Consider the following 24,635-nt stretch of genomic DNA (forward strand, 5'->3'; position numbering starts at 1 on the left):
GTGTGAATTCCGGTGTCGTGCCCGCGACCGCCGATCCTTCCGTCGCGGCAGATGCCCTTGCCGCGCAGCCGATAGGCTACTGGAGCGGTGCTTTGCACAAGGCTGTGGTCAAACGGTTACGTGACGCAATGGCCCGCATCGATGTGACGCAGCCGCAATGGTGGACTCTCACCCGGGTCGACGCCGGCGACGGACTCACCCGCGAGGATGTCGCAATCCAACTGGCGGATGTAGCGGACAGTCCGGATGAGGTGCCTCGCGCCATCGATCAGCTCCTGCACCGCGGGTGGATCGGCGCGGACGAGGCGGGGAAACTGCACCTGACCGACGAGGGACGGGTGGCTCAAGGCCGGACAAGGGACCTGGTGGCGGGGCTGCGAGCGCAGATTCATGAGGGGATCACGGACGAGGAATACGTCACGGCGCTCAAGGTCATGCGCCGGATGATCTCCAACATCGGTTCCGCGGCCGACTGACCAGCGGTACGGCACCGTGCCGAGATGACATCCCATCCGGGCCGGCGCCTGTAGCTGCTCCGCGTCCCGGGCCCGCTGTACGGCCGTGCACCCCGCCGCCGCCCGGTAAGGTTGCCCGCCGGTCGTCGAGGGAGAGGCGGGAATGCCTTGGACGTGTACGAGGCCGTGCGCAGCCGCCGGGCGGTGCGGGCGTTCAGCGACGAGCCGGTGCCGATGGAGGTGCTCGGACGGGTGCTGGCGGCCGCGTCGAGGGCACCGTCGAGCGGGAACCTGCAGCCATGGCACCTCTTCGTCGTGACCGGCGAGCCCCTGGCCGTACTGAAACGGCGCGCGACGGCCAGGGCGCTCGCCGGCGATCCGGGGGACGAGCGGGAGTACCCGATGTACCCGGCCGAGCTGGTCCCGCCGTACCTGGACCGCTTCTCGGCCGCGGCGGCTCAGCGTTACCGCGCCTTGGGAATCGAGCGGGACGATCCTGACCGGCCCATGAAGGTCGCCGCCCGGAACTCGGCGGCGTTCGGGGCGCCGGTCGTGCTGTTCTGCTACCTCGACCGGACGATGGGGCCCGGCCAGTGGGGCGACGCGGGGATGTATCTGCAGACCGTGATGCTGCTGCTCCGGGCGGAGGGACTGCACAGTTGCCCGCAGGTCATGTGGACGATGTACCGCGAGACGGTGAGCCGTCTCGTCGGCGTCGGTGACGACCTCGTGCTGTTCTGCGGTGTGTCGGTGGGCTTCGAGAAGAGCGGCGTGCCGCCGCTGGAGACCGGCCGGGCGGCCCTGGCCGAGACGGTCACCTTCATCGGGACCTGACCCGTCCCGCCACCGGCAGGGGGTTGCCCGGCGTCGCTCAGCTCCGTCACAGTCCGGACGCGCCATCGTGGAGCGACGGAATTCCGACGGAGGAGTCTGATGGACCCCGCGACCCGCAGTGACCTACCGGTGGAGCCGCGATGGTTCCGGTTCACCGCCGTCGACGAGCGCACCACCCTCATCGAGGAACCGCACGTCCGTGACCTGCTCCGGGCCAACGCTTGGCACCGGCGCGGCCGCGATCGTGACGTGCTCGTGGACTGCGGACTGGGCGTCGCCGCCCTGGCGCCGCTGCTGCGGGAGCGATTCGGCCGCGACCCGGTGCTGGTCATCACCCACGCGCACCTGGACCGCATGGGATCGGCGTACGAGTTCGACGAGGTTTGGGCACATCCGCTGGAGGCCGTCGGCGACCCCGCTCCGGGTTCCCTGCGCGGGCCGGTCCTCGCCGCGCAGCTCGGCATGGACTGGGTGCTGCCGCCGATGCTGCTGAACGCCCGTCCGGACCGCGGCTACGACATCGACGGCTATCGGGTACGGCCGGCGAAGCCGACTCGTGACCTGACCGACGGCGACGTCGTGGACCTGGGTGATCACACGCTGACCGTCCTGCATCTGCCCGGTCACAGCCCCGGCAGCATCGCCCTGTTCGACGCGCGTGACGGCACCCTGTTCAGCGGCGATGTCCTCTACGACGACGAACTGCTCGACAACCTGCCCGGCAGCGACCCCGGACAGTACGCACGATCGCTCCGGCGGCTTCGCGGACTGCCGGTGAGCCGCACGCTGCCCGGCCACGGGTCCAGCTTCGACCGGCCGCGCCTGCACCGGCTCATCGACGACTACCTCCGGCACGGCTGATCGCCGGATATCGTCGCGGCATGACGGAGCAGCGACCCACCCTCGCCGATGTCGCCCGGGTTGCCGGGGTCTCGCGGGCGGCCGCCTCACGGGCGATGAACGGAACCTACGGTGCCTCCGAGGCCGTGCGGCGACGGGTCCGGGAGGTCGCCGCGGAACTCGGGTTCGAGCCGCACGCCGTGGCTCGTGCGCTGGCGACCGGGCGGAACAGTGCGGGCCGGCGCGAGCGCATCGAGGTGCTGATCGTCGATCCGGATCCGGAGGCGATGAGTGCCAAGCCGTTCTACGGGCGGGTGCTGACCGGTGCCATGCGTGCCCTCGGTGACCGCGACCTCGTGCTGGAGGTCCGCCGGGTGCCGGCGCTGCCGGTGGAGGACACCGATCCACCGTTCGGCCGGCTGCTGATCAACGTGCCGGGGGCCGCCGGGGCCGCGTACGCACGCCGTGGCCGTACCGTCGCCCTGGGCAGGTCCGCTCCCGGTGTCCTCTTCGTCGCGCCGGACAACGACGGTGGCGGACGTCAGGCCGCCACGCATCTGGTGAACACCGGCCGCCGTCGTGTCGGCGCCGTCTTCGGCCCGGCCACCCCGTGCGCCGCCGAGCGGAAAGCCGGGTTCCTGCGGGTGATGGCCAATGCGGGCCAGGCTGTGACCTGGGCCGACGGGGACTTCACGCGCGCCCGGGCCTATGCGGCGGCCAGGGAGTTGCTGGCTCGCGAGCCCGGCCTGGACGCGGTGTTCGCCTCGTGCGACGTCACCGCGATGGGCGTGCTGCGGGCGCTTCGCGAGGCGGGCCGCCGGGTGGCGGACGACGTCGCGGTCGTCGGTTTCGACGGCAGCGCCCTGGCTGAGGCGGCGGATCTGTCGTCGGTGTACATGCCGGTCGAGGAGGAGGCGGAGTCCGCGGTCCGGCACCTGCTCGATCCGGCACTTCCGCCGCCGGCCCGCCTGCCGACCACCCTGACCGTGCGCGGTTCCAGCTGAGAATCCTCAGCTGAGGGCACCCGCCGGAAGAGCCGGCAGGGCAGGTCGCTCGTCGCCATCGGGCCTCCTGTGGCGTCCCGATTCCCCCGTACGCTTGCGTAACCGGGCGAGAGCGACCTGTCCCCCCTGCAATGACGACAATGCTCGCTGATGGACCTTGTACGAAGCGTGGGAGACTGTCCCGGGACCTTGTGGATTTCTTGAATCCGCTGGTAGGGCAAGAGACGTGCGGAGGTCAATTGACGGCGGAGTTCGGTGTGCTGGGTGCGGTGGAGGCCCGGATCGACGGCCGGCCGGTCGACCTGGGGCATGCCCGGCAACGATGTGTGCTGGGTGTGCTGCTCGTGGAGGCGGGCCGCCCGGTCGCGGCGGACCAGCTGATCGAACGGGTCTGGGGGGACCACGCGCCGCAGCGCGCCACCGGCGCGCTCTACAGCTACCTGTCCCGGCTGCGGCGTGCGGTGGCCGGCGCGGGGGGCGTGGAGATCCGCCGTGATCCGGGCGGTTACCTGCTCACCGTGGACCCGCAGGCGGTGGACCTGCACCGGTTCCGCAGACTGATGACGCTGGCCCGGGCGGCCGAGTCGGACCGGTCGGCCGCGGCCCTGATCGAGCAGGCACTGCATCTGTGGCGCGGTGATCCGTTCGCCGGTCTGGACACCCGGTGGCTGGGCGCGACCCGGCGCACGCTGCTCGGCGAGCGATTCGCCGCCGAGCTGGACGGCAACGACGTGCTGCTGCGGCTGGGCCGGCACGGCGAGCTGCTGCCCGCGCTGTCCGCCGCGGTCGCCGAGCATCCGCTGGACGAGCGGCTGGCCGGTCAGGCGATGCTCGCGCTCTACCGGTGCGGCCGCCAAGCCGACGCGGACGAACAGTACCGGCGCATCCGGCGCAGCCTCGCCGACGAGCTGGGCAGCGATCCGGGCGCCGAGCTGCGCCGGTTGCATCAGCAGATCCTGGCCGCCGACCCGGCTCTGGCCTTGCCCGCGGCCGAGGTCCGGGCGTCGTCCGGCCCGCCGCCGGCCGCCGCGGCGACGGTACCGGCCCAGCTGCCGGCCGACGTGCGGGCGTTCACCGGGCGGTCCGGGGAACTCGCCGCGCTGGACCGCCTGCTGGCGCCGGACGGTGACGAGCCGCCGCTGACCGTCGCGCTGCTGTCCGGCACGGCCGGCGTCGGCAAATCGGCGCTCGCGGTGCGCTGGGCGCATCAGGTCCGGGAGGCGTTCCCCGACGGGCAGTTGTACGTGAATCTGCGCGGCTACGACGCCGAGCAGCCGGTGGCGGTCGCCGACGCGCTCGCCGGGTTCCTCACCGCGCTCGGGGTACGCGGCCCGGAGATCCCGCCGGGCACCGATGAGCGTGCCGCCCGCTACCGGTCCGAGCTCACCGGCCGGCGGATGCTGGTACTGCTGGACAACGCGTCCTCGGTGGAGCAGGTCCGGCCGCTGCTGCCCGGCACCGGCTCGTGCCTCGTGCTGATCACCAGCCGTGACTCGCTGCGCGGCATGGTGGCGGTGCACGGCGCCGAACGGGTCAACCTGGACCTGCTGCCGCTGCCGGACGCGGTCGGGCTGCTGCGCAAGCTGATCGGCGTCCGGGTGGACCGTGAGCCGGGCGCCGCCACGGAGCTCGCCGCGGCGTGCGCACGGTTGCCGCTCGCCCTGCGGATCGCCGCCGAGCTGGCCGCCGAACGCACCGACGTGTCACTGCCCGAACTCGTCGCCGAACTCGGCGACCACCAGGTGCGGCTGGACCTGCTGGACGCGGGCGGCGATCCGCACGCCGAGGTCCGGGCGGTGTTCTCCTGGTCGTACCAGAACCTGCCGGCCGGTGCGGCGCGCGCGTTCCGCCTGCTCGGACTGCATCCCGGCGAGACCGCGCATCTGGACGCGGTGGCGGCGCTGGTCGGTGCCGGTGACGGCGAGACGCGCCGGCTGCTCGACGTGCTGACCCGGGCCAGCCTGGTCCAGGCGGGGCGGGGCGGCCGGTACGGCATGCACGATCTGCTGCGGGCGTACGCCGCGGAGCTGGCCGCCCGGCACGATCCCGAACCGGATCGCCGGGCAGCGCTGACCCGGCTGTTCGACCACTACCTGACCGGTGCGGCCGCGGCGATGGCCACCCTGTACCCGTCCGGCGAAGCCGCCGGGGGCGACGCGGACTCGGCGCGCGCGTGGATCGAGGCGGAACGGCCCAACCTCGCCGCGGTCTGCACGAGCGGCGCGGCGCACGGCTGGTACCGGCACACCATCGACCTGGCCGGCACCCTGTTCCGGTACCTCGACGCGGGCGGTCCGGTCACCGAGGCGGTGACCGTCACGTCGTCCGCGGTGGCCGCGGCCCGTGCCCTCGGGGATCACGCCGCACAGGCGCGGGCGCTGTCGCATCTGGGCCGGCTGCACCGGCGGCAGGGCCGTCTGCACGAGGCCGCCGAGACCTATCGCGAGGCGTTGATCTTGTACGCGGATCTCGGTGAACCCGCCGCCGAGGCGCTGGTGCTGCGGAACCTGGGCAGCGTCGACTGGCGGCTGGGTGACTACCGGCGCGCCGCCGACCACTACCTGCGTGCCCGGACACTGTTCGGGCATCTGGGTGACGACGCCGGCCGGGCTGACGCGCTGGTCCGCCTCGGGCTGGTCGACGCCCGCCTGGGTGACGAGACGGCGGCCGCCCGGCGGTTCGATGCCGCCCTAAAGTTGTACGCCGTACTCGGCGACCGGTTCAGCGAGGCGTACGTGTTGTCCTTGCTGGCCCGGCTGCCGCACCGGCCGGCCCTGCTCGACCGGGCGGCCGCGCAACTCCAGGACAGCCTCGCCGCGGTCCGCCGCAACGGTGATCGCACCGCGGAGGCGTACGCGCTGACCGATCTCGCCGCGATCGAGGCCCGCCGGGACCGCCTCGGGGAGGCCGGCGTCCACCTGCGTCGCGCACTCGTGCTGCTCCGCCGGATCGGGGACCGCGCGAGTGAGGCCGAGGCGCTGAACGACCTCGGTCAGGTGCTGCGTGCCGCCGGTGACGCGTCCGAGGCGCGCGCCCAGCACGGTCAGGCGCTGGAGCTGGCCGAGGAGATCGGCGACCGGTACGAGGAGGCGCGTGCCCATGACGGTATCGCCGCGGCCTTGCGGGACGCCGGTGACAGCGGCCGCGCCGGGCCGCATCGGGAACACGCCCGCAAGATCTTCGCCGATCTGGAGGTGCCGGCCGCGCCGCTGATCAGTCGCGGTGCACGCCCTCGATCCACAGAACCGTGACCGGGCAGCCTCGGAATCGGGCGTAGGCGACGACGTCCGCGGTCCCGCCGAGGCCGCGCGCCGGCAGGCCGTCCCACAGCGCGAACAGGTGGTCGCAGCGGTCCACCAGAGCCTGACCGGCGGCGAGATAGCCCTGGTCGGAGGGCGTCTCGCAGGGCAGTGTGATCACCGTCGTGGCCGCGCGCACCAGGTCCTCGAACCGGGCCCGGCTGCCGTCCGCCGTCAGCGATCCGGCGTAGTCCGGCCACGGCAGGACCGCCTCGAGGGTGCCGCCGGACGCCAGCACGTGAGTGGCGAACAACTGGTCGGCGCCGTCGGCGAGGCTCGACACCCCGAACAGGGCGGCGCCGGTGGGCAGCACCCGGCGCCAGTGGTCCATCGCGTGATCGGCGATGCCCGGTGGGAGCACCCGGTGACCGGTGACACCGAACCGCACATTGACCTCCGTACGAAGCACTATGAAGATACGGCTTCCGTGCCCTGTCCGGGGGGCCGTCCTCAGCAGGTGGGCCGGTGCGGAAGTTCGGGGATGTAGCGGGCCCATTCGTCGGCGTTGAGTCCCCGGCCGCTGACCGTGCAGGCGTTGCCCACCGGATCGGCGGCGAGGTCCTTCGGCACCGTGGGATCCCAGAGCATGATGTCCCTGGTGTCGGTGTTGATGGCGCCGCCGGTCACCAGGGTGCGCCCGTCCGGGCTGAAGACCATGTAGAGGCTCTGCAGACCGGGGTCCTTCAGCACGGCGTAACGCAGCGGGGTGGTGGGATCCACGACGTCCCACAGGACCACGGAGTTGTTCAGGCCCGAGGTCGCCAGGGTGCGCCCGTCCGGGCTGAACGACGACCAGAGCACCTGGCTGCTGATGCCGGGCAGGATGCCGATCCGATGAGGCTGGGACGGGTCGGCGGCATCCCACAGCATGGTGATTCCCCGGTCGCTGGTGCCGACGGCCAGGGTCCGCCCGTCCGGGCTGAACTCGAGCGAGGTGGCGCTGTAGCCGGTGTAGTCGGTGAGCGGGACCGACGTGAGCCGTACCGGAGCGGATTTGTTCGTCACGTCGAACGTCGTGACGTTGAAACCCTCGCCGACGGCCATGGTGCGCCCGTCCGGGGTGAACGCGATGGACATCAGCAACCTGCGGAGCGGGAGCTCGACGAGTTTGACGGGCCGCGTCCGATCGGTCATGTCCCACAGGGACGTCCTGCCGTCACCGCGGCCGACGGCCATGATCTTCCCGTCCAGGGTGAGCGCCGCCACCCAGACGGCCGCGGCTCCCGGTTCCTCGATCCGGGACAGGACCACGGGATCGCCCGGCCGGCTGATGTCCAGAACCGTGAGCACGCTCGCGGTGTTGACGGTGACCATGGTGGTCGCGTCGCTGGTGATCATCATTCCCTCGAGCTCGCCGCTCTGCAGTTGCATGAAGTCACCACGGACCGGCTCGGCGGGATCGGACACGTTCCACGTCAGGGCCGTGCCGTCCCGCCCGGCGCCGAGCAGCGAGCGGCTGTCGGGCGTGAAGGAGAGCCCCGCGAGCCGGGCCGGGAACGGATTGGGGATCGAGGCGACCGGCCCGCGGGCGTACCGGCCCCTGGTGTTCCACAGGGTCGCGGTCAGGCGGTCGCCGGCGGTGGCCATCGTGCGCCCGTCCGGACCGAAGGTCATCGACCGGACCGGGCCGCCGCGGGCGACGAGCTTGGCGACCTGCGCCGACATCCACGGCCATCCGTTGTTCGGCTCGACGCTCAGCACCGTCGTGGTGCCGTCCGAGTCGCCGATGGCCAGATTGTTGCCGTCCGTGCTGAACGCGAGCGTGGTGTGGTCGGTGTCGCCGGGCCCGCCGGCCTCGGAGTCGCCCTGCCGTGGCGCGGCCGGATCGGAGAGGTCGTAGAGGTAGATGTAGTCGTACGGGCCCTCGACGGCCACGATCGGCAGCTTCGGATTGAACTCGATGTCGGTCTCGCCGACCATGGTGCCGAAGTCGAACGCGATCGTGGAACGGCGTACCGGGGCGCTGCGATCGGCCAGGTCCCAGACGGCGACCTGGGCGCCGCTGGTGACGGCGATCCCGCCGTCCGGGCCGAACTTCAGCGGGTACGCCCCGGTCAGCGTGGACAGGGCGGCCGGCGCGGGGCCGGCGACGTCCCACAGGACGGTGTTCTTGTCCCGGTTGCTGGTCGCGACGGTGCGCCCGTCGGGACTGACGTTCACCGCCGTGATCCCCGCCGGGTCGGTCAGCGGGGCCAGCCGTACCGGAGCCGCCGGGTTCGACACGTCCCACCGGGTCGCCTCCGGGCCGCCGTCGAACGCGACGAGGATCTTCCCGTCACGGCTGGCCGCCAGCGTCCGGTCCGCGGTCCCGGCGGCGGGCAGGGTGGAGATCCGCACCGGTCTCGCCGGTTCCGTGGTGTTCCACAGCGACACCGTGCCGTCGTCACCGCTGGTGGCGACGACCTGCCCGGCGAGAGCCTCGACGTCGGCCACGTCACCGATGGAGCCGCTGTACGGGGTCGACATGGCCAGATGGCTGAGCTGCTCACGGGTCGCCGGGTCGTCGTGCAGGCGCTGGGCGGCCACGCCCAGCATGAGCGCCTTCCGCGGGTCCTCGGAGAGGATCGCGCGAGCCCGCGCCATCAGCCGCTGGTTGATCACGATGCGCTGCTGCAGTTCGGCGGCCTCCCGCTGGCGGCGGGCCTCCTCGGCCGCCTCCCGGGCGAGCCGCTCCTGCCGCTTGCGCTCCTCCTCGGCTCTGCGGGCCTGCTCGCGGTGGTGCTCGGCGAGCCGCTCCTGCTCCTTGGCCCGGTCCGTCGCCTGGTTCGCCAGTTCCTGCTGGTAGCGAGCGTTCGCCTTCTGCTGCTCGGCGTTCTTCCTCTGCCGTTCGGCGTCGGCCTGCTGCTGGTCCGCCTCGGCCCGGTACCGCCGTGCCACATCCTGTTCCCGCCGCGCCTCGGCGGTGGCCTCCTCGGCCAGCGACTGCTGCACCTTCGCCTCGGCGGAGGCCTCCCGGGCGAGCGCCTCATGCTCGCCGGCCAGCTGCTCCTGCCGCCTGGTCTCTGCCTGCGCCGCCCGCGCCCGGTCCTCGTTGACCCGGGCGTTCTCCTGCTGGCGCTGCGACTCCTCGGTGGCACGTTCCGCGGTGCCGCGCTGCTCCGACGCCACCCGCTGCTGCAGCCGGGCCTCCTCGGCGGCGGCGCCGGCCCGGTCGGCGTAGCGCACCGCGACCACACCGGTCAGCGAGGCGACCAGGGTCAGCAGCGCCAGAGTCGCCGCGGCCACCGCCGACAACCGTCGGGCCCGCCGGTGCTGCCGGACGTCCTCGCCCTCCAGCTCGTCCTTGCTCACCCCGTGCATCGGTGCGGCGAGCTGCGCGATGGCGTCCCGGAACCGGATGTGCTGCAGGCTCAGGTGCAGATCGTCGCGTGCCCACCGCAGGTCCAGGAAGAGCGGTTCCTCGGTGAAGACACCCCGCAACGAGGCCGGAACGGCGGTGGAGCCGGCGGTGAAGTCGCGCGCGGCGTGGTCCCAGTTCCACTCGCCGTCGGTCACCACCGGCAGGATGCGGTCCGGTGACTTGGTCGCGAGCCAGTGCTCGATCTCCCGGTTCACCCACGGCGATTGCGCCGCCTCCGGCGAGGCGAGCAGCACGAAGTGTGCCGAGCCGTCCATCGCCTCCTGAATGGACGTCCACAGCTTCGGGGTGACCGCCAGGCCGGTCTGATCGCGGAAGATCCACAGGGCGCGACGCCGGTGCCAGGGCTTCGCCAATCGGTGCAGACCCCGCTGTACGGCGGGCGCGAGCCGGCCGTCGGCGGCGTGACTGTACGAGATGAACCCATCGAATGGCATTGCTGTCCCCGCGGGTCGGCGTGATAGACGGGGGACGATTCTCCACGGCGCCGGGCCGCGGGTAAAGCCGCGTGGAAAGCGGAACGCCCGGACCCGTGGGCAGCGGATCCGGGCGTCCCGTGCGATCTCAGTCGCGGTCTTCCACCGTGAGCTGCAGATAGCCGTCCGTCGTCTGGAGCGACCCGATCGTGGACCCCTCGGAGGGTTCCACCCGGATCGAGAACGCCTCACCCTCGACCAGGTCGAGGGACAGCTCCTCGCTGCCGGTCCAGTCGATCAGGGCACGTACGGTCCGCTGCCCCGCCCGGGTCTCGACGAGGATCTCCCCGCCGTACTTGAGCTCGCCGACCTGTTCGCCGTCGATCTCCACCCGGTACGCACGGAACCTGTCCCGGAACTTCACCGCGGGGCGGTAGAACCGGATCGCGGGCGATCCCGCGTAGGAACCCTTGGGCCTGTCCGGCCGCCGGGCGGGAACCCGGCGGCCGGTGGGCGCCACCTGAGGCGTCACCCGCGCAGCGGGAGCACCGCCGCGCAGGTGTGGCGGCACCGCGAAGTCGAACGCGGGCAGCCAGGCCACCAGCGGGAGCGCGCAGGCCAGCGCGCCCCCGAGCAGGACCAGGGAGCGAGCAAGCCCCAGCGACCCGGTCGACAGGCCGTCGACCTCGGCGATGTCGGTGTAGATCACCCCGGCGAAGACCGAGGTCAACGCGAGGATCATCGGCAGCCAGGCCCGGTTGCGCCAGCGAACCTCACTGGCCGACCAGGTGCCGCGCCACCACGCCGGGATCCGCGTCAGGTAGAACCCGCAGACCAGGAGACCGATGACCACGCACCAGAACCCGAAGTCGGCGTACCAGATCGCCGGATCGCCATTGCTTTCCATCGTTCAGCACTCTTTCCTGGTCAGGACGCTAATCGAACATGGACCAGATCTTATCGACGGCTTTGTGGGCCAGGCCGCCGCCGATGACTCCGCCGACGGCACCACCGACCACTCCGCCGACCAGTGCTCCCACGGGTCCACCGATCGCCGCGCCGGCAAGTGCGCCCATCTTGGCTCCGGCGGCCGCTCCGGCGAGTGCTCCGGCGAGGTTGGCACCACCGGCCGCGATGGCCTGCCCCCGGCTCTTCCCCTGTTCCATCTCGGTGTTGTAGACGTCCACGGCGCCCACGACGTTGAGCGCCAGACCGATTCCGGGCACGACCTTCATGCCCTTCATGGACTGTTTGCCGAACGCGCTCGCTCCGAGTGGGATCCTCGGGCCCCGCCACTCCGCCGAGTTGACCACGCCTTTGGCGAAGCCGTTCTTGTTGAACCAAGTCTTGATCTTGAAAGCCTCGGACTGGTTCGTCTTGTTCGTATCGAAGAGGGCGTCGGCCAGCCAGTGGTTCTTGAACGCGTTGGTGGCGTACTTGTTCTTCGCCATGTCCTCCGCGGCCATCTTCCCGGCCTCGGCGCCGCCGGTCCAGCCGTCGGTGACGCTGCCACAGCCGGCCTGGTAATACGTGGCGACGGTGACCCTGGTGCACGGACTTGCGATGCTGTCGCTGATTCCGGTGGCCAGCGGATCCTTGAACTTCGGCTTGGGCGGGGGCGGAGGCAGGACCGGAGGCTTCGGCCGAGGGATCGGGACGTTGTACGACGCCGACCCGCTGCTGGTGCTGGGAGTCCGCGATCCGCCGGTGTTGGGTGTGCTGCTGCCCTTGCTCCCGCTCCCGCTGCCGCTGCCGCTGCCGCTGCTACCGCCACCGATCTTCTTGCCGGTCGCGTCGCGGCCGAGGACCCGATCCTCCGGGGGAAGCATCTTGCCGCCCGGGTCGCTCGACAGGATCGGGTTGCTACCGGCGTAGGTGTAGCCACCCAGCTGGTTCGGGTCGGACGGGTCGAGGACCGGGTCCGCGCTGATGAACCGTCCGAGGGCCGGGTCGTACTTGCGGGCGCCGAGGTCGGAGTATCCGGTGGCCTCGCTCTTCGGTTTGCCGAGGTAGCCACGCGTCTGATCCGGCCATGGTGATGGATTCGCGTTGGTACGCGACTCACCGTACGGCTTGGTCTGCTGGCGCGAGATCTGCTGGGTGGTGGTGTCCATGGCCAGCACGCCGGTGCCGTGCCGGTCGTTGATCAGGTACTGGACGCCACCGCCCGGCAGGGTGGACCGCACCGCGATGGCGTCGGTGTCGCCGCCGTGCGTGTAGGTGCGGACCGCGCCCAGGACCACCGCGGGCGTCACCGAAGTGTTGACGACGACCTGGGTGTCACCGGCGAACAGCGTGGTGCGTCCCGGGTCGCGGCGGATCAGCTGGTTGCCGTCCGCGTCGTACAGGTACTTGGTGACCGTCGAGCTGCTGCCGGTCGTGGTGACCTCGGCGAGCATGCCCTCGTCGTCCCACTTCAGGTTCTGCCCGGAACCGCTGGCCGCGGCCCTGGTGAGCAGGTTGCCCGAGACGTCGTAGACGAACGTGGTCGGATCCACGCCGGTCGTCGACGTGAGGGTGTGCGGCTGGGCGCCGGTGCGGTTGCAGCCGGTGGTGCAGCCGTTGGTGTAGCCGGTGGTCACGTCCGCGCCACCGTTGGTGGAGTGGTCGACCAGGCTGGTGCGGTTGCCGATGGCGTTGTAGCCGAAGGACTGCCAGTAGGCGCCGGGTCCGGTGGCCAGCGTGCCGGCGGCCGGTTCGGCGGTGCCCACGGTCGGGCAGGTGTCCTTGGCGGTCCACGCCTGGGACAGCCGGTTGAGGGCGTCGTAGCGGTAGCACTGCGTGTCGACGAAGGTGCTGCCGGTCTCGGACTGCTCGTTGGACACCGAGAGCGGGTTGCCCGAGTCGTCGTACGTGTACTTCATCTCGTCGACCAGCGGGCCGATGCCCTGGCTGCGGTGCACGGTCCGGCCGGACAGCCGCAGCGTGTACTCGTCGTAGGAGTAGAGCACCTGCGCCTCGTTGCTGGAGGCGCCCATGGTCACCCGGGACAGCTGACCGAAGTCGGTGTACAGGGTGCTGCCGATGTACGTCTCGATGCCGGCGGTCCGGGTCGGGGCGCCGAGCAGGTTACGCCCGTACGAGATGGTCTCGCCGGGGAGACCGCCGACCGCGGGCGCCTCGTGCTGGGCCAGCGCCTCGGTGTCCGGCGTGTAGCGGAACTTGTTGGTGAACTCGACCGGCAGCGGGCTCTCCACCGAGGGTAGGGTGATCGTCTGTCCCAGGGGCTTGCCGAGCGTGCTGTAACCGGTGTACGAGACCGTGTAGCCACCGGTCACGCCGGACACGTACCGGGTCGACGAGGTCACCTTTCCGATCCGGATCGTGTCGTACTCGTACGACGCGAACTTGAAGTTGTTCCTGGACTTGTTGACCGCGGTCAGCTTTCGGCCGGCCAGGTCGTAGGTGTAGTTCAGTTCGATGCCGCGGGCGTCCTTGGTGGCGCTGATGTTTCCCGCGTCGTCGTATTTCGTGTAGAAGAGCCCGGTGTCCGGGTCCGACTGCGAGATCTCGCGACCGCGCAGGTCGTACGTGTAGGACCAGGTCGTGTCGTCGGCACCGATGACCTTGGTCCGCCGGCCGCTGTGGTCGTACTCGTACTTCGTGACGTTGGCCGTGCCACCGGTGGCGGTGTAACCCGTCCGGTGGCTGCCGCCGACGGCCGGGGTGACCGTGTACTGCTTGAACTGCACCAGCCGGTCGCGGGCGTCGGTCACCTTCGTGTGGATGACGCCACCGGTCGCCGGGAACACGGTTTCGGTGTCACCCGTGTACGCCGTGCGGGTCTGCCACTTGGCCACACCCTTGTGGTGCTCGGTGACCCGGGTGGACTGGCCCATCGCGTCGTAGTCGGTGGTCGTCGTGGCCGGGATCGAGACCTGCGAGAGACGGTCCGAGACCAGGCTGTCGGAGGGGTTCCCGACCGCCGCGTAGGCGTTGTTGGTGAGCACCACCTGGCCGAGCGAGTCGTACTGGGTGTCCGAGACGACGACCGTGCCGTTCTCCCCGGTCTCCTGGGTCTCCAGCTTTCGCAGCATCGCGTCGTGGAGAACCTTGCTGACCCGGTACTTGGGGGCGTCGCCCAGCTCGGCTGCGTCGACAAGCGTCTTGGTGGTGGTGACGCTGGGCGAGGTGGCCGAGTTCTTGTACTCGTAGATCATGTTGGCCGGGGCACCGGCCTCCTTGCTCTTGTTCGCGAGCCAGACGGCGGTGAGCCGGCCGAGCGCGTCGTACTGCATGGAGGTCACCCCTCCGGCGGCGTCGGTCTCGGTCATCACGTCGCCGCGAGCCGGGTTGAGCACCTCGGTGGAGAGCTGGCACTCCTTGCTCGACGTGGTGACCGCCGAGCAGTCGGCACCCGGCTGGACCTGGGTCACCGTGGTCACGGTGACCGGCAGCGCACCGGAGGCCGGCGCACGCCGGGTGTAGACCGTCTTGGCCAGGCTGGTCGTGCCGTCGGCCATCTTCGAGTTCGGGTTCCGCGTCTCGGACGTCTTGCGGCCGTACGCGTCGTAGGTGATCGTCGAAGTGGTGACGAACGCCGTGGCGGTGGCACCGGAGGCAGCGGTGGCCTCCTGCACCGTGGTCACGTCGCCGCGGGTGGGCCGCACCGCGTTCGCGTCGCCGTTACGGGCGAACGGGTTCCCGTCGTAGGAGGACCGGGAGTGTGAGATCAGCGTGCCGGACGGGGTGGCCCCCGCCGTAGCACAGTCCTGCTGCGTGACGATGACCTCGGCCGGCTTCACCATGGTGGTGGAGGTGCCGTCGAGGTAGCGGGTGAACGTGCACTTGGCGATGTTGCCGGCCGCGCCGGCCTCACCGCGGTCGACGCTCTGCACCGCGACACCCGTGGTGCTCTGGCCCAGGGTGGTGTTGTAGAACGTCCGGCTCTCGGTCGTGCGCCAGCCGTAGGACACCTTCTCCCGGGCGACCTCGCGGAACGGGCGGACCATCTGCGCGGTCAGCGCCGGCAGGCCGTCACGGGCGCGCGACGCGGTGGGGCCGATGACGGTGGGGACCGTCACCTTGGCGGAGTCGATGGTCCCGCCCACCCCGGTCAGCTTGACGACCTCGAACGTCTGCCCGGCGAACCGGTTGTCGTCCGGGACCGAGATGCTGCCGTCGCTGCTGGTCAGGTTCTTCGCGGGGCGGGTCTTGCCGTCCGGCAGGGTGTCGCCGTTCATGCCCCGGAAGTAGTAGGTCGTCGACGACGTCCGCTGGTCGTGGACCGGCTGGCCGTTGACGTAATGGAAGACGGCCGGATCACCGGTGCGTGTCTCCACCTCGCCGTAGCCGCGGAACTGTCCCCAGGTCCGGTTCTTCTTCTTGACCAGCTCGTTGTCGTCGTAGTGCCAGGCCGCACCGCCCTTGTAGAGGTACTCGGTGACCAGCCGGGGCTGGGTGCCGTCCTGGTAGGCGTTGTACTTGTCGATGGTGCTGACCCGGGTGACCGGGTGGGTGTAGAACCAGTCCAGCAGCGGCCGGGGCTGGCCCTCGGGCGCCCAGTACACCGGGAAGCAGGCGGTGGTGTTGGTGGAGGCGAACTCCTGCGCCTTGGTGTCCTTCTCGTCGTTCAGGTCGCTCGCCGGCACGCCCGAGCAGTTCGGGGTGCTGTAGTCGACGGTGGTCTCCGCACCCGCCTCGGACGTGACGTTGCGGATCCGGTTGTACTGCAGCGGGGGCAGTCCGGGAACCGTTCCGACCCGGTTGGGCAGCTGGATCGGGTTGAAGCTCACCGTGCCCGCCGAGAGGTCCCGGTCGCCGCCGCCGAGCCGGTCGAGTCCGGTGTGCTTGATGGACTCGAGCCACAGGGTCGGGGCGTGGTCACCACCGTCCGGGAAGGTCTGCACGAGGTCGTACCGGCTCACCGGCTTGACCGCGCCGTTCACCCGCACCTGGGTGACGATCGAGGTGAGCCGTTTGCGTGACCAGAAGCTGACGCCGTACTTGTCGCAGTCCTTGCCGCTGACACAGTTGAGGTCGACCGGGGTGTCCGGCCAGTACTCCGGGTGCGAGACGGTGAACTGCTCGTTGGTGCACTCGTTGCCGGCCGGGCGGCCGACGATGCAGCGCTCGGCGGTGTTGAAGAGGATCTGCGCCGGCACGGCGGCCGAGAAGATCGTCGACGCCCGCATGCCGTAGTCGATGCGCTTGAGCACACCGTCCCGGACGTACGAGACCGGCTTGTCCTTCTTCTTGTTCGCGCCGTAGTAACCGATCTCCGGCGCGTAGTAGTACGCCGTCGCGTTGGTGTAGGGGTCGACGACGTAGTCGAGGTTGAATCGGTATCCCAGCGTGCAGGCGGTTTCCCCGAAGTCGCCGGTGGGGCAGTCGCTCACGCCGCCGTTCGCCTTGTAGACCGGCATGGTCCACACCGACTTGGTCTCGTCCTCGTCCGCCGACCAGCCGGGCAGACGGTTGAGACCGAAGTAGTACTGGACACCCTCGATGGTGACCCGGAAGTGCTCACCGTTCTTGGTGCCGTTGGTGGCGCCCGTGAGCCGCTCGATCTTGGTGTTGGCGCTGTCCTCGGCCGGACGGAACGTCTTGGTGTCGTCGTCGTAGACGATCTGGGTCGACGAGCCGTCCAGTGAAAGTGTCAGGAGCTGCCCGGCCCAGCACAGGTCACCGCTGCCGGTGGGGGCGCCCGAATCCTTCACGTCCCGGCACGCCTTGTAGGTGCGCTCGATGTAGTGCTCGCTGCTCTTCCAGCCGTCACCGATCCAGGACGACTGGTTGTTCGTCGCGGAGGTCCGCGCGTCCACCGCGCTCGAGTTGTAGGAGAGCTCGATCTCCGGAGCCGCGCCGCCGAGCGGCGGTGGCGCGCTGATCGGGTACTTGTAGGTGAATCCGCCGGTGCTTCCGCCGGCTGACCAGGTGCCGCCGGCCGAGAGGCTGGTGGCCGAGAAGTCGCCGCTGGAACCCTCGCTCGAGGACGTGGCCGCCAGCACCGTCATGGAGCTCGCCGCCAGGGCGTTCGCGCTGGCACCGGTACTCGCGCCGCTCAGCGGCAGATCAGCTGACAGCGGTGACCCGGGCTTGGTGGTGAGCGGAGTCTGTGTCCGGCACCGGTCCAGGTCCGGCGTGGTCAGGGCACAGGCCGGCAACTGCACGAGGCGCAGCCGGGAGGCGTACCCGCCACCGTAGGCGTTGCGGAACGTCGAGGTGTCGACGTTGACACCGACGCCGCCCGAACCGGACGTGCTCTCGACGGTGAACAGGACACCGGTGACACCGGCCGCCTTCGCCTTGGACTCCTCGACGGTGCGCACGCGGACCTGGGACGGCGCGGAGCCGGAGGTCGCCCGGGCCAGCGACACGGGGGTGTCACCGGCGCGGATCCAGGAGCGGCTGTTCGCGGCCGAGGTGCCACGTGCCGCCGCGGTCTCCGGCAGCTTGACCGTGGCCGACTGCGCCGCCGGCAGCTTCGACCGCTCGGCGGGATCGAATTTCTTGTACGGCTTCGTGGTGGTGACCTTGCGCGGCTCCCGTGCCTTGCCGAGGGCGATCCGTTCCTGGGCGGCGGGTTTCGGGAACGGCTCCTTCCGCGGCGAGGCGGAGGCGGGAGAGGCGGTGTATCCGAACATCGCCGGCGTGATCAGCGTCAACAGAATGGCGGCTGCCGGCCGCCGCCATCCCCGCATCAATGAGGTATTTCTACCTTTTTCGGGCAGCATCTGCCCGTATGTGGACAACACTGACGTAGGCCCTTCCCCGTTTGAAGAACTTGTCGCCCATGCCACCGGCGCTGGAAAGTCGCCTGTGGAATGCGATGATCTTCGATCAAATACGGACAGCGTACGGGGGTGCCAAGCGTTTGTCGTCGATGCCCTGGAGGGCCATTGTTGCATTTGAATAACGCAATGTTTCTACCGGCGATAAGACCATTTCACGGGATTTTGTACGCACGAAGGGGGTGCCCGGCACAGCCGGACGCCCCCTTTTTCGTGCTTGGTGTTACCGGCTGCTGAGCTCCTTCACCGTCTCGGGCGTGATCACGCCCTGGTAGGCCCGGACGGCGTCCAGGTCACCGGGGAAGAAGTCGCTGACGTGGTCGTCCCAGCGGGTCCGGCCGGCCGTGAACGCGCCAGCGGCCTGCCACGGCGTACCCGTGAGCTGACCCTCACCGGCCAGCTCGCCACCGACGTACAGCTGGATCCTGTTGGTGTTGGCGTCGAAGGTCGCCGCCAGGTGCGTCCAGGTGTTGAGCGAGGCCTCCGAGGAAGCCTCGGCGATCGCCACCCCGGGCAGGGCGGTATCGGTCTCCATCATCATGAAGCGCCAGCACTTGCAGTCGTTGCCGCGCTGGAGCATGAACCGCGCGGAGTGCTCGCCGTCCTGGCTCAGCGCCGTGTGGTTCCAGGTCCCGGCGGTCAGCCTGGCCCAGGTCGAGACCGAGAACGACTGGTCGGTACGGAGCAGCGCGGGCGACGTCACGTGTGCCGTGGTGCCGTTGAGGCGCACGGCGCCGACGTCCCCGAAGTCGTTGTAACCCGGGTACGTGTACGCCGCACCGCCGGTGAGCGCTCCGTCGTTCTCGTGGAAGCTCCAGTCCTTGGCGATCGTGGTGTCGCTGTCGTCCTCGAACTGCCAGTTGACCATCAGCTCCGGCTCGGAGTACGCGGCGATCTCCGCCTCGTTGGTGGCCCGGTTCCACACCCGGACGTCGGCGATGTCGCCGGCGAACCAGGTGCTGCCGCTGCGGCCGATCCACGTCGGACCGGTCAGGTCGTTGAACGTGGTGACCTCCTCGACCGAGGTGTCGGCCGAGCCGTTGACGTAGAGCGTGATCGACTTCAGCTCCGCGTCGTAGACCGCGGCCAGGTGCGTCCACACCCCGGTCCTGGCCGGCTCCGACGACTCCGCGTTGTGCCAGACGACATCGGACCCGGAGGTGGCCGACGGCATCTGGGCGAGCCAGCGGTCGCTGGACTGCTGGTACTGGAAGTACAGCGAGGAGTTGCCGCTCGCGTCCCGCGTGAAGATGGTGCGGTCGGCGGACTTGTCGGCCAGCTTGACCCAGGCGCTCACCGTGAAGCTGCGCGTGGTGTTGAGCATCAGGTCCGTGCCGGCGTAGCTGCTCGTCCCGTTGAACTTCGCGGCCTTACGGCTGGTCAGCGGACCGTCCGTCCAGGTCACGTTGTTCAGCGTCGCCGGGTTGAGCGTGCGGTTCGAGCCGACGCCCCAGCCGGTGTCCCGGGCCGTGGTGCCGGTGCCGTCGTCGAACTTCCACTCCGCAACGGCCTCCTGGACCGGGGTCGGGTCGTCGACGATCCAGTCCGACGGGTCCGCCTCGGTGACGTACTGCTGGGCGAGCGTCACGTAGTAGTAGTCGCTCGGGTACGTCGTGGTGCCGTCGTTCCACAGGTAGTCGTCGTGGATCTTGTCGGAGAGGTGGTCACCGTCGACGGAGACCGCCGCCGCGAAGTTGATCACGTCGTCGGCGTACCCCTGCAACTGGTCGGAGGCCGGGTCGCTGCCGAGGATGAACTCGTTGACGATCTCCCGTGCCGCCTCCTGGACCGCCGTCGGCGTCTTGGCGAACGGGGGCAGCGTGGCCACGTAGACCTGCAGGCCACCGGTCTTGTTCTGGAGTGTGACCGCCGGGTTGGACGCGTCGTCGGTCTTGAACTTGCGCAGCTGCGAGGTGAGCGCAATCAGCCTGTTCTTGACCGGGGTGGCACACGCGTCGGCGGTGGTGGCTGTGCAGGCCAGCAGGTCGCTGGAGCCGGCCGAGACGAGTACGGTCCGGACGTTGCTCTGGCTGAGGATCGCCCGGTCGACGGCGGCGATGGAGTTCTCCGGCGTCGTCGCTCCACCCACCGGCAGCTGACCCCGGTTGCCCCAGGAGCTGGTGCCCAGGTTCAGCACACCGAACGGGACCGTTCCGCTGCCGTTCGGCTCGTTCACCAACTGCTCGGTGATCCGGCTGTTGAGCTGGCTCTCGCCGTTGCCGCCGGCGGTGTCGCTGTTGATGGTCTGGTCACCGAAGAGCACCACCGAACCGGACGGATTCGCCGCCGGGGTGGTGACGTCGACGCCCGCCACGAACGGGACGCCGGTGATCGTCGACTTGGTGAAACTGGTGCCCGTCTTCTCGCCGGTGTGGTCGACGTTGTCCGCCGCGGTCACGTAGATCGGCGTCTTGCCGTCCTGGTGACCGGGCACCGTGGTGAGGTTGCCGCGGACCTTGGCACTGATCAGCACCATGGCACGGTCCGGGGCGCTGAACGCGACCGGATCGCTGAGGATGTCCGTGCCGCCCGCAAGCGTGACCGATTTCGATCCGCCGAAGGTCAGCGACACCGGCGTCGCGGCGGCGTTCGCCTCGCCGGCCGTGGTGTCCCGCAACGCGATGGACACCGCGTCCAGGGTGACCGGGGTCTTGCCGAGGCTGTTCGCCAGGCGCACCCGGACCCGCTGGTCGTCACCGCGCGTACCGATGCTCAGATGCGCGGGGATACGGACGGTCTGGTTGTTGAGCGTCGCGTTGACGGTCGCGGCGCCCGGGGCCGGGCTCGACTGGATGTTCGGCGCGTCCTGCGCCGACGCCCAGCTGCCGACCCAGCGCAGCGCCGAGGTGCCGCTGCCGGTGGCCGACGTCGGGCGGATGCCGAGACCCAGGAAATGCAGCGTCGGGCGGCCGCCCTGCGCCACGTTGGTGACCATCGGGAGCGTGATGCTGGAGATCTGTGCGCCCGGGCAGGCCAGCGGGACACTGGTCGCGAACAGGCTGATCGGGAGTGCGCCCCGGGTCGCGTTGCTCTTGTTGTAGGTCGGTGCCGTGAAGACCGCCTCGTTGGGCGGCGTCGCCGTCCAGTCGGCGATCGACTGCAGGGTGTACGACTGGCTCTTCATCCCGCAGCTGGTCGTGGCGTAGTTGATCGTGCCACTGGCGTTGCGGGCCGGGCCGTGCGTCGCGAAACCGACGAAGACCAAGGCGTTGCCCCGGTTCACCACGCCGGTACCCGGCACGGTGACGACCTGTCCGGAGGACAGCATGTTGTCGTTCTTGCCGTCGCCGAACGTGGCCGGCAGCTTGATCGCCGCGCCGTTCACGGTGACCGTGCCGCCCGGGTTCCAGCCCGCGGCCTTCAGGTGCGCGGCCTCGAAACCGGAACCGACACCGTCCGCGTTCGACGTGGTGACGGTCGGGGTGGTGCCCTCGGTCAGGGTGCTGATCGCAACGTTGTTCTGGCAGCCGGCGGTGTTGTTGATCGGGCAGGTCGGCACCGGGGCGATCCGCAGCACGTCGATGCCGGCCTGATGTCCGCCGGACGCCGCGTTCTTGCCGGTCACCTGCAGCGTGAGTGTGTGCACGCCCTGGCTCAGAGTGATCCCGGCGCCGTTGCTGTCGCGGACGACCCCGAAACCGCGGTACTTGACACCGTTCCGTGCGCTGTAGGCGTCGAAGTTCTGCACCAGCAGCGTCTCGGTCGGCAGCCCCTTGTCCAGGGTGAGCGTGTAGGTGCCGTAGTCGGTCGCGGTCATCAGGCTAGCGCCGAGCTCCCACAGGCCCTGCTGGGGAATGTTGAAGCGGAACGTCGCGGTGTCCCCGACGGCGACCTTGCTGGTGGTGCTCTTGTTGGCCAGCATGCCCTGGTAGCCGTTGTAGAAGTAGTAGCCGGCGTAGCTCGGCTGGCTGATCAGATGGCCGGTCGTGCTGGTCGTGGTGGCCTTCGGCACCGTGGTGTAGGTGCCGTCGGTGTTCCACGCAGACCAGCCGTCGATCATGAGATTGCCGGCCGCGTAGAACGGCGTCGAGGTGCCGGCGTTGAAGCTGTAAGTGGTCTGCGGGGAGGTGGAGCCGGCCTGGTCGACCGCCTTGGCGAAGACCCGGTGCGCCCCCGCGGTGCCCGGGGCGAAGTTCAGGCCCGCGGTGCCGTTGATCACCGTGGTGCCGTACCCCCAGGCGTTGTCGGCCTTGGCGAAGTAGATCGTCCCGGGGGTGGGGACGGTCGTCGACGTCCACGCGGTGCCCTTGTTTGCCGCGTAGGTGACGTTGGCCAGGTCACCGTCGAGCGAGAACAGGTAACCGATGATGTTGTTGGTCTTGTCGTTGCCGAGCTGGAACAGACCCCGGTCGGTGTAGGAGCCGCCCATCGCGTCCGGCGGGAACTGCGTAGAGACGATCGACGGGGCCTTCGGTGCCGTGGTGTCGACGGTGAACGTCTGGGTCTGCGACCAGACGCCGCCCCACACCCCGGACGCGTTCTTGATCGCGGCCTTCCAGGTATAGGTACCGTCCGCCAGCGCCGGAGTGATCGTCCAGGAGCTGCCGTTGAGGTTGTAGCCGGTGGCCGGGCCGTACCCGGAGCGGATCTTGGTCCCGGCCTTGTCGAACACCTGGTAGGCGATCTGCACGTTCTCCTGCAGGCCGTTCATCTTCGGGCTGTAGCCGTGCGCCGTGATGGTCGGCGTCTTCGACGTGGTCAGGATCCGGCCCTGGTCCACCACGGACGGGCTGATCCTCGGGTTGCCGGTGCCGTTGGTGAACTTCGGCTTGTAGCTGTACCGCACCGACAGCGTCGCGCCGCCGCCGTAGCCCAGCTGCTTCCAGTTGTACTTGTCGTCCATGTTCTTGGCCTCGACCATGAACGTGGCGTTGCTCGCCTTGTCCGTCTGGGCGACGGTCTTGATGTGGCTCAGCACGTTGAACTTGAAGCTGGCCGGGCTGGGCCGCACCTTCTTGGTGCCGCAGTCGAGCTCCTGACCGTTGATCGTGGACAGCACGCCGGTCCGCTTGCCCGGCTGCTTGCCCCAGTTCAGGCCCGAGGAGTTCCAGCTGGCGATGCTGCCCATGCCGTAGATCACGGCCGCGGTGTTGTAGCAGGACGCCGACCAGCGGTGCACCACGTACATGTTGGCTTCGAAGATCTCGGCGCCGCGGATACCGGACGTGTTCATCTGGTAATAGGTGCGGGCCCGCTCGGCGTCGCCGCCCGGCCAGTTGTCATAGCCGATCCGGGCGCTGGTCGAGCCGGTCGTGGACGTCGAGTTGTAGACGTTCCAGCCGTTGCTGGAGATCCGGGCCCACTTCAGCTGCGACTTGCCGGGGGAGCCGGACCAGTACGGGTCGATGTAGACCGGGTACTTGGTCGTCCTGGCGGTCAGCAGCTTCTGGTCCGGAACCAGGATCTGCTTGCCACCCTCGATGTCGACCTTGACCTTCGCCCGGTTGCGGCCCATCTCGCCGGCGGCGATCCGGGCTTCCTGGGGGGTGAGGTCGGCACCGGGCGCCGGCTCGGTGTCGCCCTCGGCCGGGGTGCTGTCCCACATCAGCGCGGTGTCGGTGTGGAAGATCCGCTCACCGGACTTGGTGTCGACCGCCTCGGCGCCGCCGTTGCTGGTCTCGCCGAGCTTGACGCCGGTGCCGGTCAGACCGAAATCGATCTTCTTGAGCTCCGGGTTGGCCGCTGCCTCGGGCGTCTTGACCACAAGCATCGAGGAGTAGCCGGTCGCATCCGCGATGACCTGGAGGTCCACGTCCGGGAGCACGTTCTGGTACGTGGCCGTGTCGCCCGACACCACCGCGGGCGGCAGGTTCCGGTCCCACGAGAACTTCAGCGTCTTGCCGTCGTCGTTCATGGACAGCAGGTTCTTGCCGCCGCCCGCCGAGATCGACAGCCTGGTGTTCGCCGCCTTCGGGGCGTAGCTGCCGTCCTTCTGCCTGACCAGGGTGGTGTCGACCGGCACCCAGGCGTCATTCTGCTTCACCCGCTGCGGGGCGGAGGAGTAGATCGCGGTCAGCGATCCGTCCGGGTTCGCCGAGGTGGTCGAGTACTCGTCGGTCAGCGACGGCACCGGGATGGGTTCACCGCCGGAACGAGCCTTGTCGATCGCCGTGGCGACCGGGTCGGCCGGAGCCTGCGGGGAGAGTTTCGTGGGGGTGGGGGCTTGCGCCTGCGCCGGTGGTGACACGGCGACCGCTCCCGCTGTGAGCAATGTGGCGACCGCCGTGACCAGAGGCAGGCGGCGCCGATGCGTCAATCGAGACGACATGGTGCCTCGGAAAACCCTTCTGTGGGAGCAAAATCAGGAGTTCGTAAGGAACGCGATCTTGAAGCGCGTGGAGGACATCGTAAGGCCGGACCAATCGAACGCTGTGTTGGTCTGATCCGGACACTCTGCAGCTTCGGCGAAGATCGCGCTGCCCCGTTCCGCGGTCGGTTTCCCGTCACTGTGATCGATCGGTGGGACTGGTGCGGCCTGCGTACTCGAGTGAGCAGCGCGGATGTGGATCATGCCGTTCGGCACTGTGATCCAAAACCGACAAATCAAACCTGGTAGATCTCGCTGCACGGGCGCTTCCAGGTACGCCGGCCGCGTGCCGACGCTGTGGATCACGTCAGGCGACGGGCGCGCACCGCGGCGACGGCGGCCGGCCGGACGGCCCGTTTTTCGGAACACCCCTCCTCACCTCGGGCGAC

General features: G+C 69.7%; 11 protein-coding genes. 6 read left to right on the forward strand and 5 right to left on the reverse strand.

Annotation, left to right across the window (positions count from 1 at the left end; all coding sequences use genetic code 11):
• Positions 1–2: 2 nt before the first annotated feature.
• The 5 genes from AB0G04_RS19340 (at position 3) to AB0G04_RS19360 (ending at position 6,384) form a co-directional block, all read left to right on the forward strand.
• A complete protein-coding gene (locus tag AB0G04_RS19340) occupies positions 3–476 on the forward strand; it encodes a MarR family winged helix-turn-helix transcriptional regulator (protein WP_360984019.1) in 474 nt (157 codons plus the stop codon).
• Positions 477–629: 153 nt separating this feature from the next.
• Positions 630–1,289 carry a nitroreductase gene (locus AB0G04_RS19345; RefSeq protein WP_360984647.1) on the forward strand — a complete coding sequence of 220 codons (660 nt, stop codon included), beginning with the start codon at positions 630–632 and terminating at the stop codon, positions 1,287–1,289.
• A gap of 99 nt (positions 1,290–1,388) precedes the next feature.
• Complete coding sequence (locus tag AB0G04_RS19350; protein WP_360984022.1) at positions 1,389–2,150, forward strand: MBL fold metallo-hydrolase; 762 nt, start codon at positions 1,389–1,391, stop codon at positions 2,148–2,150.
• A 20-nt stretch (positions 2,151–2,170) separates the two neighbouring features.
• Positions 2,171–3,133: a LacI family DNA-binding transcriptional regulator gene (locus AB0G04_RS19355; protein ID WP_360984025.1), complete on the forward strand. Its 963-nt coding sequence runs from the start codon at positions 2,171–2,173 to the stop codon at positions 3,131–3,133.
• 239 nt (positions 3,134–3,372) lie between these two features.
• Complete coding sequence (locus AB0G04_RS19360; protein ID WP_360984028.1) at positions 3,373–6,384, forward strand: BTAD domain-containing putative transcriptional regulator; 3,012 nt, start codon at positions 3,373–3,375, stop codon at positions 6,382–6,384.
• On the opposite strand, the gene AB0G04_RS19365 is transcribed toward AB0G04_RS19360, so the two are convergent.
• The 4 genes from AB0G04_RS19365 to AB0G04_RS19380 form a co-directional block, all read right to left on the reverse strand.
• Positions 6,347–6,841 (reverse strand): hypothetical protein, encoded by a 495-nt coding sequence (locus AB0G04_RS19365; RefSeq protein ID WP_360984031.1) that lies wholly within the window; start codon positions 6,839–6,841, stop codon positions 6,347–6,349. The two genes, AB0G04_RS19360 and AB0G04_RS19365, sit on opposite strands and share 38 nt — an antisense overlap.
• Positions 6,842–6,882: 41 nt before the next feature.
• Positions 6,883–10,227, reverse strand: coding sequence for a TIR domain-containing protein (locus tag AB0G04_RS19370; RefSeq protein ID WP_360984034.1), 3,345 nt, complete (start codon positions 10,225–10,227; stop codon positions 6,883–6,885).
• Between the two features lie 127 nt (positions 10,228–10,354).
• Positions 10,355–11,113, reverse strand: a complete 759-nt coding sequence (locus AB0G04_RS19375; RefSeq protein WP_360984037.1) for a hypothetical protein — start codon at positions 11,111–11,113, stop codon at positions 10,355–10,357.
• Positions 11,114–11,141: 28 nt separating this feature from the next.
• Positions 11,142–17,792 carry an RHS repeat-associated core domain-containing protein gene (locus tag AB0G04_RS19380; protein WP_360984040.1) on the reverse strand — a complete coding sequence of 2,217 codons (6,651 nt, stop codon included), beginning with the start codon at positions 17,790–17,792 and terminating at the stop codon, positions 11,142–11,144.
• Between AB0G04_RS19380 and AB0G04_RS19385 the strand changes: the two genes are divergently transcribed.
• Positions 17,779–18,060, forward strand: coding sequence for a hypothetical protein (locus AB0G04_RS19385; protein ID WP_360984043.1), 282 nt, complete (start codon positions 17,779–17,781; stop codon positions 18,058–18,060). The two genes, AB0G04_RS19380 and AB0G04_RS19385, sit on opposite strands and share 14 nt — an antisense overlap.
• Positions 18,061–18,162: 102 nt before the next feature.
• Here AB0G04_RS19385 and AB0G04_RS19390 read toward each other — a convergent pair whose 3' ends face one another.
• The gene (locus tag AB0G04_RS19390) at positions 18,163–24,207 is read right to left on the reverse strand and encodes a LamG-like jellyroll fold domain-containing protein (RefSeq protein ID WP_360984046.1); all 6,045 of its coding nucleotides are present in this window, start codon (positions 24,205–24,207) and stop codon (positions 18,163–18,165) included.
• Positions 24,208–24,635: the final 428 nt, after the last annotated feature.

Origin of the sequence: Actinoplanes sp. NPDC023801 (genome assembly GCF_040639655.1) — a bacterium.
GTDB lineage: Bacteria > Actinomycetota > Actinomycetes > Mycobacteriales > Micromonosporaceae > Actinoplanes.